Source organism: Glycomyces sp. NPDC048151, assembly GCF_043202775.1.
Classification (GTDB): domain Bacteria; phylum Actinomycetota; class Actinomycetes; order Mycobacteriales; family Micromonosporaceae; genus Glycomyces.
Genome location: NZ_JBIDBB010000003.1, coordinates 202751 through 216675 on the forward strand (window position 1 = coordinate 202751; position 13925 = coordinate 216675).

Annotated in this window: 12 protein-coding genes and 1 pseudogene; 10 read left to right on the forward strand and 3 right to left on the reverse strand. The window is 70.9% G+C overall.

Features of this window, described 5'->3' with window-relative positions:
* The first annotated feature begins 49 nt into the window (after window positions 1–49).
* Window positions 50–922, forward strand: coding sequence for a LysR family transcriptional regulator (locus ACGGCP_RS07575; protein ID WP_392962538.1), 873 nt, complete (start codon window positions 50–52; stop codon window positions 920–922).
* Here ACGGCP_RS07575 and ACGGCP_RS07580 read toward each other — a convergent pair.
* Window positions 919–1656, reverse strand: a complete 738-nt coding sequence (locus tag ACGGCP_RS07580) for a TetR/AcrR family transcriptional regulator (RefSeq protein WP_392962540.1) — start codon at window positions 1654–1656, stop codon at window positions 919–921. The two genes, ACGGCP_RS07575 and ACGGCP_RS07580, sit on opposite strands and share 4 nt — an antisense overlap.
* Before the next feature lie 127 nt (window positions 1657–1783).
* Between ACGGCP_RS07580 and ACGGCP_RS07585 the strand changes: the two genes are divergently transcribed.
* The 3 genes and pseudogenes from ACGGCP_RS07585 to ACGGCP_RS07595 form a co-directional block, all read left to right on the forward strand.
* Window positions 1784–2989, forward strand: coding sequence for a DUF418 domain-containing protein (locus ACGGCP_RS07585; protein WP_392962543.1), 1206 nt, complete (start codon window positions 1784–1786; stop codon window positions 2987–2989).
* A gap of 72 nt (window positions 2990–3061) precedes the next feature.
* Window positions 3062–4006, forward strand: coding sequence for an NADP-dependent oxidoreductase (locus tag ACGGCP_RS07590; protein ID WP_392962545.1), 945 nt, complete (start codon window positions 3062–3064; stop codon window positions 4004–4006).
* A 151-nt stretch (window positions 4007–4157) separates the two neighbouring features.
* Window positions 4158–4466, forward strand: a pseudogene (locus ACGGCP_RS07595) (NUDIX hydrolase); the annotation flags it as partial.
* Window positions 4467–4559: 93 nt separating this feature from the next.
* On the opposite strand, the gene ACGGCP_RS07600 reads toward ACGGCP_RS07595, so the two are convergent.
* Window positions 4560–5738 (reverse strand): homogentisate 1,2-dioxygenase, encoded by a 1179-nt coding sequence (locus ACGGCP_RS07600; RefSeq protein ID WP_392962547.1) that lies wholly within the window; start codon window positions 5736–5738, stop codon window positions 4560–4562.
* A gap of 192 nt (window positions 5739–5930) precedes the next feature.
* On the opposite strand from ACGGCP_RS07600, the gene ACGGCP_RS07605 reads away from it, so the two are divergent.
* Window positions 5931–6725, forward strand: coding sequence for a hypothetical protein (locus ACGGCP_RS07605; protein ID WP_392962550.1), 795 nt, complete (start codon window positions 5931–5933; stop codon window positions 6723–6725).
* Complete coding sequence (gene fahA / locus ACGGCP_RS07610) at window positions 6722–7945, forward strand: fumarylacetoacetase (protein WP_392962552.1); 1224 nt, start codon at window positions 6722–6724, stop codon at window positions 7943–7945. Before ACGGCP_RS07605 ends, fahA begins: the two co-directional genes overlap by 4 nt.
* Here the strand turns inward: fahA and ACGGCP_RS07615 are convergent.
* Window positions 7938–8423, reverse strand: coding sequence for an Lrp/AsnC family transcriptional regulator (locus ACGGCP_RS07615; protein WP_392962555.1), 486 nt, complete (start codon window positions 8421–8423; stop codon window positions 7938–7940). The two genes, fahA and ACGGCP_RS07615, sit on opposite strands and share 8 nt — an antisense overlap.
* A 130-nt stretch (window positions 8424–8553) precedes the next feature.
* Here ACGGCP_RS07615 and hppD point away from each other — a divergent pair, with 130 nt between their 5' ends.
* From hppD to ACGGCP_RS07635, 4 genes are read left to right on the forward strand one after another with little or no spacing between them, the layout of a single operon-like run.
* Entirely contained in the window at window positions 8554–9717 is a 1164-nt protein-coding gene (hppD, locus tag ACGGCP_RS07620) for a 4-hydroxyphenylpyruvate dioxygenase (RefSeq protein ID WP_392962557.1), read from the forward strand.
* 14 nt (window positions 9718–9731) lie between these two features.
* Complete coding sequence (gene hutU, locus ACGGCP_RS07625) at window positions 9732–11369, forward strand: urocanate hydratase (protein WP_392962559.1); 1638 nt, start codon at window positions 9732–9734, stop codon at window positions 11367–11369.
* Window positions 11370–11396: 27 nt separating this feature from the next.
* Window positions 11397–12632, forward strand: coding sequence for an allantoate amidohydrolase (locus tag ACGGCP_RS07630; RefSeq protein ID WP_392962562.1), 1236 nt, complete (start codon window positions 11397–11399; stop codon window positions 12630–12632).
* Window positions 12626–13921: a formimidoylglutamate deiminase gene (locus ACGGCP_RS07635; protein WP_392962565.1), complete on the forward strand. Its 1296-nt coding sequence runs from the start codon at window positions 12626–12628 to the stop codon at window positions 13919–13921. The genes ACGGCP_RS07630 and ACGGCP_RS07635 overlap by 7 nt, the downstream gene beginning before the upstream one ends.
* The last annotated feature ends 4 nt before the right edge of the window (window positions 13922–13925 follow it).

Genomic DNA, 13925 nt, shown 5'->3' on the forward strand with positions numbered 1-13925 from the left:
GACCAATATCGCTATGGTGTTATAACTCCGGAGGTATGAGAGGACGTCAATGGATCTGAACGCCCTGCAGCAGTTCCTCATCGTCGCGCGTGAGGAGCACCTCAGCCGCGCCGCAGCGGAACTCCGCGTCGCCCAGCCCGCCCTCAGCCGCACCGTCGCCCGCCTCGAAGCCGAACTCGGCACGCCCCTGTTCGACCGCGCTGGCCGCCTGCGGCTCAACGCGACCGGCAGGATCTTCCGCGACCACGTCGAACGCGCGCTCGGCGAACTGGAAGCGGGACGCCGCGCCGTCGCCGAGGCCGCGGACGGCGGCGCCGGGACCGTGCGGCTCGCGTCGGAGACGTTCCTGCCGCTCACCGGCCCGATCGCCGCGTTCAAGGCCGCGCACCCGGACATTGACGTGCGGCTCTTCCAGATGGCCCCGAACGAGATGGAGCAGGCCCTGCGCTCCGACGACATCGACCTCTGCCTCGCCTCGCAGCCGGTGAGCGCGCCCGCCTCCGAAGTCGTCCACGTCGAACAGGTCTGGCTCGCCGTCCCGCCCGGCCACCGCCTCGCGGGCGAGCCGCAGGTGACGGTCGAAGCCCTCGCGCACGAGCCGTTCGTCATCACCAGGCGCGGCCAATGGCAGCGGCGCCTCCTCGACTGGCTCTTCGCCGACCGCAACCTCGAGCCTCGCATCGCCTGCGAGATCGACGAGCCCGCCGCCACGTACATGCTGGTCGGCACCGGTCTGGGCGTGAGTCTCTTCCCGCAGATCGCCCGCCGCAGCTTCCCGGCGGCGGGCGCGGCCTGGGTCGGGATCGACCACCCCCACTGCAATCGCACGCTCAGCCTCCACTCGGCGCGCGACGACCGGCTCTCCGCCGCGGCGCGCCTCATGCGCGCCCAGGTCAGGGACTGGAACTGGGACGCCGCTTAGCGCTCGACCGCGGCCGCGACGCCGTCGAGGATGAGGTCGAGACCGAAGTCGAAGTCCTGCTGCGCGGTGTCGTCGCCGGTGTCCTCGAAAAGGGCCGAGGAGAACAGGGCCGCCGCGTCCGGGAACCGCTCCGGCGAGACGAGGGACGCCATGGCGCGGCCGTAGTCCCGCTCGGCCGCCGCCTGGTCCTGGCCCGCCTCGCGTCCGGATTCGAGCCCCTGCACCAGTTGGGCGCTGCTGCGGACGTACTCGCTCACCAGCATCACGACGCCGACCTTCGCGCCCCAGTCGAGCGAGCTCTCACGGAGCGCGCGGAGCCCCGCGTCGAGCCATCCGATCATGTTGGGGCCCTTGGGCGGTCCCGAGACGGGCGCGGTCGCGAGCCACGGGTGGCGGGCGAGGCCGTCGCGCTGCTCGACCGCCCACAGGCGCAGGCGCGCGCGCCACGGACCGGTGCCGTCCAATGAGGACGGGACAGGGCCGATCGCCGCGTCCTGCATGAGGGCCAGCAGCTCGTCCTTGGAGCCGACGTACCGGTACAGGGACATCTTCGTGACCCCGAGCGACTCGGCGACCTTCGGGAGCGTCGCCGCCGCGAGGCCCTCGCGGTCGGCCAGCTCGACGGCGGCGTCGACGACGCGGGCGACGTCGAGCCTCGCAGGCCGACCGAGCCGGGACTCCGGCGTGATCCGCCACAGTCTCGCCAGCTCATCCGGCACTCGGGTCTCATCCATGCGCTGCGGCCACCTCCGTCCCCTCGCTGCCGCGGTTGCGGGCCATCATCGCACACACTATTAGTATCCCTAGGATAGTATCTTCAAGATAGTAAGTGAATCCGATCGCGAACCCCGAAGGACCGACATGACCCCCCAGACCGCATCTGCCGAGCCGCGCATCCGCCGCGGCCCCGTGCGCCCCAACGAAAGGGCCCTCGCGCCCGACCTCGCGCGCGGCGCGATGCTCCTGTTCATCGCGCTCGCCAATAGCGCCGGGTACTTCCTCGCCAGCGCCCCCGGCATCGAGACCGACCCGCGCGGATTCGAGCGCTTCTACAACTTCTTCATGATCGAGTTCATCCACGCGCGGGCGTTCCCGCTGTTCGCGATCATGTTCGGCTACGGTCTCGTCCAGCTCGCCCGCCGCCAGGCAGAGGCGGGCGCGACCCCGGCCCAAGTGCGGCGGGTCCTGCTGCGCCGCAACGGATGGCTGTTCGTCTTCGGCATCGCGCACGGCGTGCTCCTCTACTCGGGCGACTTCCTGGGCGCGTACGGGCTCATCGGCGTCGCGTTCACGCTCCTGTTGCTGCAGCGCTCGGACAAGGTGCACCGCTTCGCGCCCTGGTACCTCGCCGTCGGCGGCCTCTACCTGCTCGTCCTCGCCGCCGTGGTCGTCGTCGGCTTCAAGGCGGGCGACGCCGCGATCCCCGTGTCGCCCTTCCCGTCTGTCGAAGCGGGCACCTACCTCGCCTCAGTCGGCGAACGGCTCGCCGAATGGCCGGTGCACACCGCCACGCTGCTGGCGATGATCCTCATGGTCTGGGTCGGCGCGTGGGCGGGCCGCCGCCGCTTCCTCGAGGAGCCGGAGCGGCACCTGCCGCTGCTGCGCTGGACCGCGTTCGGCGGCCTGGCCGTCGCCGTCGCGGCGGGCCTGCCGATGGCGCTGGTCAGCGGCGGGTTCCTGCACGTCGACGAGGGATCGGCCGCCGCGATGAAGCTGCTGTACGAGGTCTCCGGGTTCTTCGGCGGCGTCGGCTACGCGGCCGTGTTCGGGCTGCTCGCGCACGTCCTCTCCCGCAGGCCCGCCGGGCGCTGGGTGACGGCGGTGAGCGCGCTGGGGCAGCGGTCGCTGAGCGGGTACCTGTTCCAGTCGGTCGCCTGGCTGGTGCTGGCCACGCCGTTCTTCCTCGGTCTGGACGAGCGGGTCGGCAGTCCGCTGCTGGTCTCGCAGGCGTGCGCGCTCGCGGTCTGGGCGCTGACGGTGTGGGCCGCGTACCTCGCCCAGCGGCGCGGCTACCGGGGCCCTGCGGAGACGCTGCTGCGGCGGCTCACTTACGGCCGTAGGCGCTGACGGCCGCCGGGGCTCGCCGCCGGCGGGCCCCGGCCTAGAATCGAGCCCTACTCCCAGAGACAAGGACCTGCCGTGCCCGAGACGATGCGCGCCGTGACCCAGCAGACCCTCGGCGGGCCGGAAGTGCTGGCGCTCCGCGAGGTCGAGCGGCCCGAGCCGTACTACGGCGAGATCCAGGTCCGCGTCCGCGCGGCGGGCGTCAACCCGGTCGACCCGGCCGCGCGCGAGATCGGCCTCTACATCGGACAGCCGCCGTTCATCCTCGGCTGGGACGTCTCCGGAGTCGTCGAGAAGGTCGGCATCGGCGTCACCCGCTTCAAACCCGGCGACGAGGTCTTCGGCATGCCGAACTTCCCGCACCAGGCCGGCACGCACGCCGAGTACGTCACCGCCCCGAGCCGCCACTTCGCCCCGAAGCCCGCGTCCCTCTCGCACATCGAGGCCGCGGGTCTCCCGCTGTGCGGCCTCACCGCCTGGCAGGCCCTTGTGGACAATGCAGGGCTCTCCGCCGGGCAGACCGTCCTCATACACGCCGCCGCCGGAGGCATCGGCCACCTCGCCGTCCAGATCGCCAAGGCCCGCGGCGCCCGCGTCATCGGCACCGCCAGCGCAGGTAAGCACGACTTCGTGCGCAGCCTCGGCGCCGACGAGGTGATCGACTACCGCGCCGTCGACTTCGCCGAGGTCGTCTCGGGCGTCGACGTCGCGCTCACCACCCTCCCCGGCGACTACGCCGAACGCTCGGTCTCGGTGATCCGCGACGGCGGCGTGCTCGCCCAGCTCTACTACTCGCTGCGCGACGCCGAGTTCCCCGAGGCGGTCGCGCGCGGCATCCGCACCGACTTCATGCTCGTCGAACCCGACCTCATCGGCCTCCAGGGCCTCGCTGCCCTCGTCGACGACGGCAAGCTGAAAGTCCATGTGGCCGAGACGTTCCCGCTCGAAGACTTCGCGAAGGCCCACGAGGCGATGGAGTCGGGCGGCGCGACCGGCAAGATCGTGCTCACCGTCGACTAGCGGCGGCGCCTGGCACAATACGGCGGTGCCCATCACGATCGCCCACCTCAAGGACCAGCTCGCCGCCTACCTCGACCGGTGGCCCGACGACGCCGACTCGATCGCGCCGCTCCTGGCGCTCACCGGCCCGGACGGCTTCGACCGCAAGGACATGCCCGGCCACGTCACGGCCTCGGCGATTCTCATAAACGCCGTGGGCGAGGTGCTCCTCATCCACCACAAGACGATCGGCCGCTGGTTCCAGCCCGGCGGCCACCTCGAACCCGACGACGAGTCCCTGCCCCTCGCGGCCCTCCGCGAAGCGGTCGAGGAGACCGGCATCGACCCCGCGGCCCTGACCCTCGCCGACCCGGTCCCCATCCACATCGACGTCCACCCGATCCCGGCCAACCCGCGCAAAGCCGAAGACGCCCACTGGCACTACGACGTCCGCTACCTCTTCCACTGCGCCGACGCCGAACTGCGCCCCGCGGCAGAAGAAGTCCACGCCGCCGAATGGCGCCCCGCAACCGACCTCGACACCGAGGTCGTCGCGGAGCGCCTCGCGGTCCGGTTAGGCGGGGTCTCGGTTCCAGGTCCAGGCGTAGTTGGTGTCTTCTACGTCGAGGGCGGGTTCGCAGAGTTCGAGGGGGCGGAAGGTGTCGACCATGACGGCGAGTTCGTCGAAGTAGTCGGCGCCGATGGAGCGCTCGGGGGCCCCTGGCTGGGGGCCGTGGGTGAAGCCGGAGGGGTGCAGGGAGATGGAGCCCTGCTCGATGCCGGATCCGCGGCGGGCCTCGTAGTTGCCGCCGCAGTAGAACATCACCTCGTCGGAGTCGACGTTGTGGTGGTTGTAGGGCACCGGGATCGCGTCCGGGTGGTAGTCCACCTTGCGCGGCACGAAGTTGCAGATGACGAAGTTCGGACCCTGGAAGACCTGGTGCGCGGGCGGGGGCTGGTGGATGCGGCCGGTGATCGGTTCGAAGTCGTGGATCGAGAACACCCACGGGTAGAGGCAGCCGTCCCAGCCGACCACGTCGAACGGGTGGTGGGCGTAGGTGAACTTCGTCCAGAGGGTGGCGCTGCCGCGGCCTCGGTGCTGGACGTAGACGTCTACGTCTTCGCCCTCCACGAGGAGGGGTTCGCTCGGGCTTCGCAGGTCGCGTTCGCAGTACGGGGAATGTTCGAGGAATTGGCCCCTCACGCTCAGGTAGCGCTTCGGCGGGGTGATGTGGCCTGTCGATTCGACTACCAGCGTGCGGAGTTCTTCCTTGGGGATCACCCGGTAGATCGTCGACATCGGCATGATCAGGTAGTCGCCCTGGGCGATGTCGATGGCACCGAATGAGGTTTCGACCGTAGCGGAGCCAGACTCTACGTAAATGCATTCGTCTCCGATTGCATTGCGGTACAGCGGTGAGGGCTTCGTGGCGACGGCGTACGAGATGCGGCAGTCCGCATTGGACAGAAGGTGGTTGCGGCCGAAGATCGCGTCGTCCGGTCCGCCGTTGAGCTTGTGGGTGCGGAAGTGGCGGGGCTTGAGCGGGTGGTTCGCGACCGGCTCTGGCTTCTCGGGCCGGTGCTCGGTGCTGGAGGAGATCGCGGTCGGCCGGAAGCGGTGGTAGAGCAGCGAAGAGTCCGAGGAGAACCCCTCCTGGCCCATCAGCTCCTCGGAGTACAGGCTCCCGTCGTCCTGGCGGAACTGCGTGTGTCGCTTGTCGGGGATCTGCCCGACGGAACGGTAGAACGGCACGTCGACTCCTTTGTCGTGACGCGTGGCGGGCGAGGGTGACGCCCGCTCGGCGGCGGTTATGCCCCGAGGATAACCTTCCGGCCGTTCGATTTCGAGGGGTCCGCGCACACCCGCGCGCGGCTCGGGCCCGTTCGCGCACGAGCTGCGCGGAGCGCTGGACCCGGGCCGCCGCGACCGCTTAGGCTCGGCACCATGGTTGGACCGATTCCCGCGATGCTGCGGGGCCTGATCGATGACGCGGCGCTCTTCCCACCAGGAAACGCAGCCCTAGAAGCGGCCGTCCCCGCCCACCGCGGGTACCGCCAGTCCTGGTACGAGGCCATGGTCGGCCCGCTGCTGGTACCGCAGTCGCGGCTCGCCGAGCTCGAACCGGGACGGGGTGAACTGCACATCGGCGTGGTCGTCGACGGCGACCTCGAACAGGTCGCGGCCGATGTCGCCGCACTCCCGCCGCAGGTCGATGTCCTGCACTTCGAGTCCCGGCACGCCCTCGACCACCTCGTGAAGTTCGCGCCCGCCTGGGGCCGCCCGGTCTACGCCGAGCTCCCGTTCGGCGACGACGCCCTCGACGCCGTGCGCGCCACCGGCTTCACCCCGAAGTTCCGCACCGGCGGCATCGCCGCCGAGTTCTTCCCCGCCCCAGAGACCCTCGCCGCCGCGATCGCGGGCTGCCGCCTGCGCGGGCTCCAGTTCAAGCTCACCGCCGGGCTCCACAACGCCGTGCGCCACCGCGACCCCGTGACCGGTTTCGACCACCACGGGTTCCTGAACGTCCTGGTAGCGGCCGCGGATGCCTCCGACGGCGCTATCACCGACGACATCGCCGCGACCCTCGCCAGCACCGACGCCGAGGACCTCGCCGACCGCGCCCGCCGCGTCCTCGACCGCCCCCGCGCGCTGTGGACCGGCTTCGGCTCCTGCAGCATCGACGAACCGCTCACCGACCTCACCGGGCTCGGACTCCTGCACCGAGGGGGCAACGTATGACCGCCACCAGTTGGATCGACGGCGCCGACACCGGCCCGTTCGGCCTCGAACACCTCCCGTACGGCGTCTTCTCGACCGCGAAAGACCCCGCCGCGCGCATCGGCGTCCGCATCGGCGACCAGATCCTCGACCTGCGCGCGCTCGCGACCGGCACGTTCTTCCTGCCCTGGATCCGCCCCGCGTTCCACGAGCACGACCTGAACGGCTTCATGGCGATGGGCCCGCCCGCGTGGCGGCTCGTGCGCCACCAGCTCGTCGAGCTCTTGAGCGACCGCCGCCACCAGGACCAGTCCGCGACCCTGCTCACCCCGGTCGCCAAGGCCCGCATGCACCTGCCGTTCGCGGTCGCGGACTATGTGGACTTCTATGCGTCCGAAGACCACGCGACGAACCTCGGCAGGCTCTTTCGGCCGGACTCGGAACCGTTGCTGCCCAACTGGAAGCACCTCCCGGTCGGCTACCACGGCCGGGCTGGGACCGTGGTCCCCTCGGGGACGCCGATCGTGCGGCCGAAGGGCCAGCGCAAGTCGAAGGACGGCGCGATCGAGTTCGGCCCCAGCGTGCGCCTCGACATCGAGACCGAGGTCGGCTTCGTGGTCGGCGTCGGCACCGAGCTCGGCACCCCGGTGAGCCCCGACGACTTCGCCGAGCACGTGTTCGGCGCGGTCCTCGTCAACGACTGGTCGGCGCGCGACATCCAGGCCTGGGAGTACGTGCCGCTCGGGCCGTTCCTTGGCAAGTCGTTCGCGACCTCGATCGGCCACTGGGTGACGCCGCTCGAAGCGCTCGCCGGTGCGAAAGCCGCTGCGCCCGTGCAGGACCCGGCCCCGCTCGGGTACCTCCAGGAAGCGGAGCGATTCGGGTACGACCTCCAGATGTCCGTGCGCTGGAACGGGACCGAGGTCTCGCGGCCGCCGTTCAAGGGCATGTACTGGACCCCCGCGCAGATGCTCGCGCACATGACCGTGAACGGCGCGTCGCTGCGCACCGGCGACCTGTTCGCCTCCGGCACGGTCTCCGGGCCCGAGCCGGGCCAGCGCGGCTCGTTCCTGGAGCTGACCTGGGGCGGGAAGGAGCCCGTGGAGGTCGGCGAGGGCGAGCGGCGGTCGTTCCTGGAGGACGGCGACACGGTCGTCATCACCGCGACCGCGCGCGGCGCGGACGGCGGCGAGATCGGGCTCGGCGAAGTGAGCGGGACGGTCCTGCCCGCGCTCAGCTGAGGTCGGCGGCCTGCTTGACGAGCGGGAGGGTCCGGTACGGGATCTGCTCGGCCAGGGCGATCACAGTGGTGGCGCGCTGGACCCCTTCGCTCGCCAGGACGCGGTCGATGACGTCCTGCAGCTCGGCGTTCGTGCGCGCCACGATCCGGCACAGCATGTCGCCCTGGCCCGTGACCGTATGCGCCTCAAGCACTTCGGGGATCTTCGCGAGCCGCTGCGCCATGTGCACGTGCCCGACGGCCTGCCGCAGTTCGAGCGTGACGAACGCCGTCACCGGGTACCCGAGGGCCGCGGGCTCGACCCGCGGCCCGAAGTCGCGCACGACCGCGCGGTCGTGGAGCTTGTCGAGCCGCGCCTGCACGGTCCCGCGTGCGACGCCGAGTCGCCGCGAGCACTCGAGGACGCCGATCCTCGGTTCGGCCTCGAGGAGTTCGATGAGCCTCGCGTCGAGCGCGTCGATTCCCGCTGCACTGGTCATATTGCACAGCTTAGCGGACGCTTCGCTGCCATATTTGCGCAAGTTGCTTAGCTTCGAACTCACTGCTTGCCCAGTCCCAGGATCTGAACAATGATCAAGTCGACCGCCCCACAAGGACGAGGAGGCCGCCATGGTCGACACTGCCAACCGCCCCAGTGATGCCGATCTTGTCGGCGCCGTAGAGCACGACATCCGCGAGGACGCCTTCCCGATCAAGGGCTGGGACCACGTCCGCTACTACGTCGGCAACGCCCGCCAGGCCGCCCATTACTACTCCACCGCGTTCGGCATGACCCTGTTCGCCTACCGCGGCCCCGAGCAGGGCTACCGCGAGCACGCCGAGTTCGCGCTCAAGTCCGGCGGCGTCGTGTTCGTCCTCGCCGGGGGCGTCACCGCCGAGGCCGAGGGCACGAGGCACTACGCCGCGCACGGCGACGGCGTCATCGAAGTCGCCCTCGAAGTGCCCGATGTGGACGCGAACTACAAGCACGCGATCGAGCAGGGCGCCATCGCGATCGAGGAGCCGCACGACCTCACGGACGAGCACGGCACGGTCCGCCGCGCGGTCATCGGGACCTACGGCGAGACCCGGAACGTCCTCATCGACCGGTCCCGCTACGACGGCCCGTTCCTGCCCGGCTTCGTCGCGGCCGAGCCCATGGTGGCGCCGCCGCAGAAGCGGTTCTTCCAGGCGATCGACCACGTAGTCGGCAACGTCGAGCTCGGCAAGATGCGCGAATGGGTCCGCTACTACGAGCGGGTCATGGGCTTCACCAACATCGTCGAGTTCGTCGACGACGCGATCGCCACCGAGTACTCGGCGCTCATGAGCAAGGTCGTCGCGAACGGCTCCCGCAAGATCAAGTTCCCGATCAACGAGCCCGCCGAGGGCAAGAAGAAGTCCCAGATCGACGAGTACCTGGAGTTCTACGGCGGCCCGGGCGTCCAGCACATCGCGCTCGCGACCAGCGACATCCTCGCCGCCGTCGACGCGATGCGCGAGCGCGGCGTCGAGTTCCTGGAGGCCCCGGACGCCTACTACGAGGACCCTGAGCTGCGGGAACGCATCGGCGAGGTACGCGTGCCGATCGAGGAGCTGCAGGCGCGGCGCGTCCTGGTGGACCGCGACGAGGACGGCTATATGCTCCAGATCTTCACCAAGCCGCAACAGGACCGGCCGACAATGTTCTACGAGATCATTGAGAGGCACGGCTCGCTCAGCTTCGGCAAGGGCAACTTCAAGGCCCTGTTCGAGGCCTTGGAGAAGGAGCAGGCGAAGCGCGGCAATCTGTGACGGGGAGCGGATACATGCACGCACCACACGGCCCTGACCTGCACTGCAAGACCTGGCAGGCGGAGGCGGCCTACCGGATGCTCCAGAACAACCTCGACCCCGAGGTGGCCGAGCGCCCCGAGGACCTGGTGGTCTACGGCGGGACCGGCAAGGCCGCGCGCAGCCGTGACGACCTGAAGGCGATCCTGCGGACCCTGCTCACGCTGGAGGCGGACGAGACGCTGCTGGTCCAGTCCGGCCGCGCGGTCGGGGTCATGCGCACCCACGAGTGGGCGCCGCGCGTGCTCATCGCGAACTCGAACCTCGTGCCCGACTGGGCCTCGTGGCCCGAGTTCCGGCGGCTCGAGTCGCTCGGCCTGACCATGTACGGGCAGATGACGGCAGGCTCGTGGATCTACATCGGCACGCAGGGCATCCTGCAGGGCACCTACGAGACGTTCGCCGCCGTCGCCGAAAAACGCTTCGGCGGGAGTCTCAAAGGGACGCTCACGCTGACGGCCGGATGCGGCGGCATGGGCGGCGCGCAGCCGCTCGCGGTCACGATGAACGGCGGCGCGTGCCTCATCGTCGAGGTCGACCCCGAGCGCCTGGAGCGGCGCGTGCGCACGCGCTACCTGGACGCGGTCGCGTCCGATCTGGACGATGCGATCGCACAGGCCATGGCCGCCAAGCGGAACGGCGAGGCGAAGTCGATCGGCGTCGTCGGCAACGCCGCCGAGGTCTTCCCCGAACTGCTGCGCCGGGGCGTGGAGATCGACATCGTCACCGACCAGACCTCCGCGCACGACCCATTGTCCTATGTGCCCGCTGGAGTCGACTACGCCGACGCGGCCGAGCTCGCCCGCGACAACGCCGACGACTACACCGAGCGGGCCCGCGAATCCATGGCCTACCACGTGGCGGCCATGGTCGGGTTCCTCGACGCGGGCGCCGAGGTCTTCGACTACGGCAACTCGATCCGCAGCGAGGCCTTCCTCGGCGGCTGCAAGCGCGCCTTCGCGTTCCCGGGCTTCGTGCCCGCGTACATCCGGCCGCTGTTCTGCGAAGGCAAAGGCCCCTTCAGATGGGCGGCGCTCTCAGGCGACCCGGCCGACATCGCCGCGACCGACCAGGCCGTGCTCGACCTGTTCCCCGAGAACCGCAGCCTCCACCGCTGGATCTCGCTCGCCCGCGACCGCGTCGCGTTCCAGGGCCTCCCGGCCCGGATCTGCTGGCTCGGCCACGGCGAACGCGACCTCGCCGGGGTCCGCTTCAACGAGATGGTCGCCGACGGGACCCTGAAGGCCCCCATCGTGATCGGCCGCGACCACCTCGACTGCGGCTCGGTCGCCAGCCCCTACCGCGAGACCGAGGGCATGAAGGACGGCTCGGACGCCATCGCGGACTGGCCCCTGCTCAACGCCCTCGTCAACACCGCGTCGGGCGCGAGCTGGGTGTCCATCCACCACGGCGGCGGCGTCGGCATCGGCCGGTCCATCCACGCCGGGCAGGTCACCGTCGCCGACGGGACCCCGCTCGCGGCCGAGAAGCTCGCGCGGGTCCTCTCCAACGACCCGGCCATGGGCGTCATCCGCCACGTGGACGCCGGATACGAGGAGGCCGAAGCGGTCGCCGAGGACCACGGCGTGCGCGTGCCGACCAGGGAGTCCTAGACCGGCCATTCTTGAACGGGGATTGACATGGACGCGGACGAGTTCCGTCGACTGTGGAATGAGATCGAGCCGGTCGGGCGGGCCGAGTCCGGGGGATACCTGCGGTACTCCTGGACCGAGCCCGACCTCGACCTGCGCACGTGGTTCCACACCCAGTCGAAGCGGCGCGGCCTGCGCTACGAGGAGGACCGCAACGGCAACCTCTACGCCTGGTGGGACCCGGAGAAGGAGCAGGTCGTCGACCCCGACGCGCCGCACCCGCACGGCGCCGTGCTCACCGGCAGCCACTTCGACTCCGTCCCGCACGGCGGCGCCTACGACGGCCCGCTCGGCATCGTCTCCGGGTTCCTCGCCGTCGACCAGCTGCGCGCCGACGGCGCGATCCCGAAGCGCGCCATCGGCGTCGCCGCGTTCACCGAGGAGGAAGGCGGGCGCTTCGGCGTCCCCTGCCTCGGCTCGCGCCTCATGGCGGGCGTCATCGACCCCGACCGCGCCCGCATGCTCACCGACCCCGACGGCGTCACGCTCGCCGAGGCCATGAGCAGCGCCGGGGCCGAGCCCGACCTCCTCGGGCCCGATCCCGAACGGCTCGAACGCCTCGCCGCGTTCATCGAACTCCACATAGAACAGGGACGCACCCTCGACGGCAGCGAATCGCCGGTGGCCGTCGCCAGCGCGATCTGGCCGCACGGGCGCTGGCGGGTCACGTTCACCGGCGAGGCCGACCACGCCGGGACCACGCGCCTGCCCGACCGGCGCGACCCGATGCTGACGTTCGCGTTCGCCGTCCTCGCCGCCCGCAAGGAGGCCCGCCTCGCCGGAGGCGTCGCCACCATCGGCCGGGTCGAGGTCGAACCCAACGCCACCAACGCGATCGCCTCGCAGGTGACCGCGTGGCTCGACGCCCGCGCGCCCGACGACGCGGTGCTCGGCGAGATCCTCACCGGCTTCGAATCCAAAGTGTCCGAACGCGCGGGCCGCGACGGCACGAGCGTCGCGATCGAGGCCGAGTCGGAGACGCCGATCGTCGAGTTCGACGCGTCCCTGCGAGACCGCATCGCCGCGATCCTCGGCGGCGCCCCGGTCCTCCCAACGGCGGCGGGCCACGACGCGGGCGTGCTCTCCGCGCACGTGCCCACCGCGATGCTGTTCGTGCGCAACCCGACCGGGGTCTCGCACGCGCCCGGCGAGGCGGCGAGCGACGCGGACTGCGCCGGAGGCGTCGACGCGCTCGCGGCCGTGCTGCGGGACCTCGCGTGCTGACGTTCTGGGCCGAGCACGCGCTGCTCCCCGGCGGCCCGGCCGACGCGGTCGCGATCGAGGTCGCGGACGGCCGCGTCGCGAAGGTGACGCCGGGCAGCAGGCGGCGCGGCGACGTCCTTGCGGGCGTGACGCTCCCGGGCTTCGCGAACGCCCACTCGCACGCGTTCCACCGGGCCCTGCGCGGGCGCACTCAAGCCGGGACCGGCACTTTCTGGACGTGGCGCGAAGGCATGTACGCCCTGTCCGAGCGCCTCGACCCCGACTCGTACTACCGGCTCGCGCGCGGCGTCTACGCAGAGATGGCGCTGGCCGGGATCACGACGGTGGGGGAGTTCCACTACCTGCACCACTCGCCCGGCGGGCGGCCGTACGCCGACCCGAACGCCATGGGGGAGGCCCTGATCCAGGCGGCCGCCGACGCGGGGATCCGGATCACCCTGCTCGACACGCTGTATCTGGCGGGCGGTTTCGGCCTGCCGCTGGAGCCCGCACAGCGGCGGTTCGGGGACGGCAGTCTGGAGGCGTGGCTCGACCGCGTCGAGAAGCTCGACCCGCCCGAGCACGCGGTGATCGGCGGGGCGGTGCACTCGGTGCGCGCGGTCCCGGACGAGGCGATCGCCGCGTTCGCGTGCTCCACGGACGGGCGCCCGGTCCACGTGCACCTCTCCGAGCAGCGCTCCGAGAACGAGGCGTGCCGCCTCGAGCACGGATGCAGCCCAACGGAACTGCTCGAACGCTGCGGTCTCCTCGGCCCCGACCTGACGGCCGTCCACGCGACGCACCTGGCCGGGCACGACATCGAGTTGCTGCGCCGCTCGGGCACGACCGCGAGCTTCTGCCCCACGACCGAACGCGACCTCGCGGACGGCCTCGGCCCGGCGCGGGCGCTCGCCGAAGCGGGCGTCCGGCTCTCGCTCGGCACCGACTCGAATGCCATTGTGGACATGTTCGAGGAGGCGCGGGCGGTCGAGATGCACGAGCGGCTCGTCAGCGAGGAGCGCGGCCGGTTCACGGCCGAGGAACTCCTTGAAGCGATGACCAGGCACGACACGCTGGGTTGGCCGGACGCGGGCCGCATCGAGGTCGGCGCGCGGGCCGACCTGGTCACGGTCGCGACGACCACGCCGCGCACGGCCGGGATCGACCCTTCGGGAGTCGTGTACGCGGCGACGGCCGCCGACATCACCGACGTGATCGCCGACGGGCGGCGGATCGTCGCGGGCGGCAGGCACCTGCGCATCGACGCGGGAGTGGAACTGGCGAAGACGATCGGAGCACTGTGGACATGATCGG

Coding starts and splice junctions, on each gene's coding strand:
- hutU (WP_392962559.1), top strand. CDS start 9,732: ATGCACGCACCACACGGCCCTGACCTGCACTGCAAGACCTGGCAGGCG.
- fahA (WP_392962552.1), top strand. CDS start 6,722: ATGACCGCCACCAGTTGGATCGACGGCGCCGACACCGGCCCGTTCGGC.
- ACGGCP_RS07615 (WP_392962555.1), bottom strand. CDS start 8,423: ATGACCAGTGCAGCGGGAATCGACGCGCTCGACGCGAGGCTCATCGAA.
- hppD (WP_392962557.1), top strand. CDS start 8,554: ATGGTCGACACTGCCAACCGCCCCAGTGATGCCGATCTTGTCGGCGCC.
- ACGGCP_RS07575 (WP_392962538.1), top strand. CDS start 50: ATGGATCTGAACGCCCTGCAGCAGTTCCTCATCGTCGCGCGTGAGGAG.
- ACGGCP_RS07605 (WP_392962550.1), top strand. CDS start 5,931: ATGGTTGGACCGATTCCCGCGATGCTGCGGGGCCTGATCGATGACGCG.
- ACGGCP_RS07585 (WP_392962543.1), top strand. CDS start 1,784: ATGACCCCCCAGACCGCATCTGCCGAGCCGCGCATCCGCCGCGGCCCC.
- ACGGCP_RS07580 (WP_392962540.1), bottom strand. CDS start 1,656: ATGGATGAGACCCGAGTGCCGGATGAGCTGGCGAGACTGTGGCGGATC.
- ACGGCP_RS07630 (WP_392962562.1), top strand. CDS start 11,397: ATGGACGCGGACGAGTTCCGTCGACTGTGGAATGAGATCGAGCCGGTC.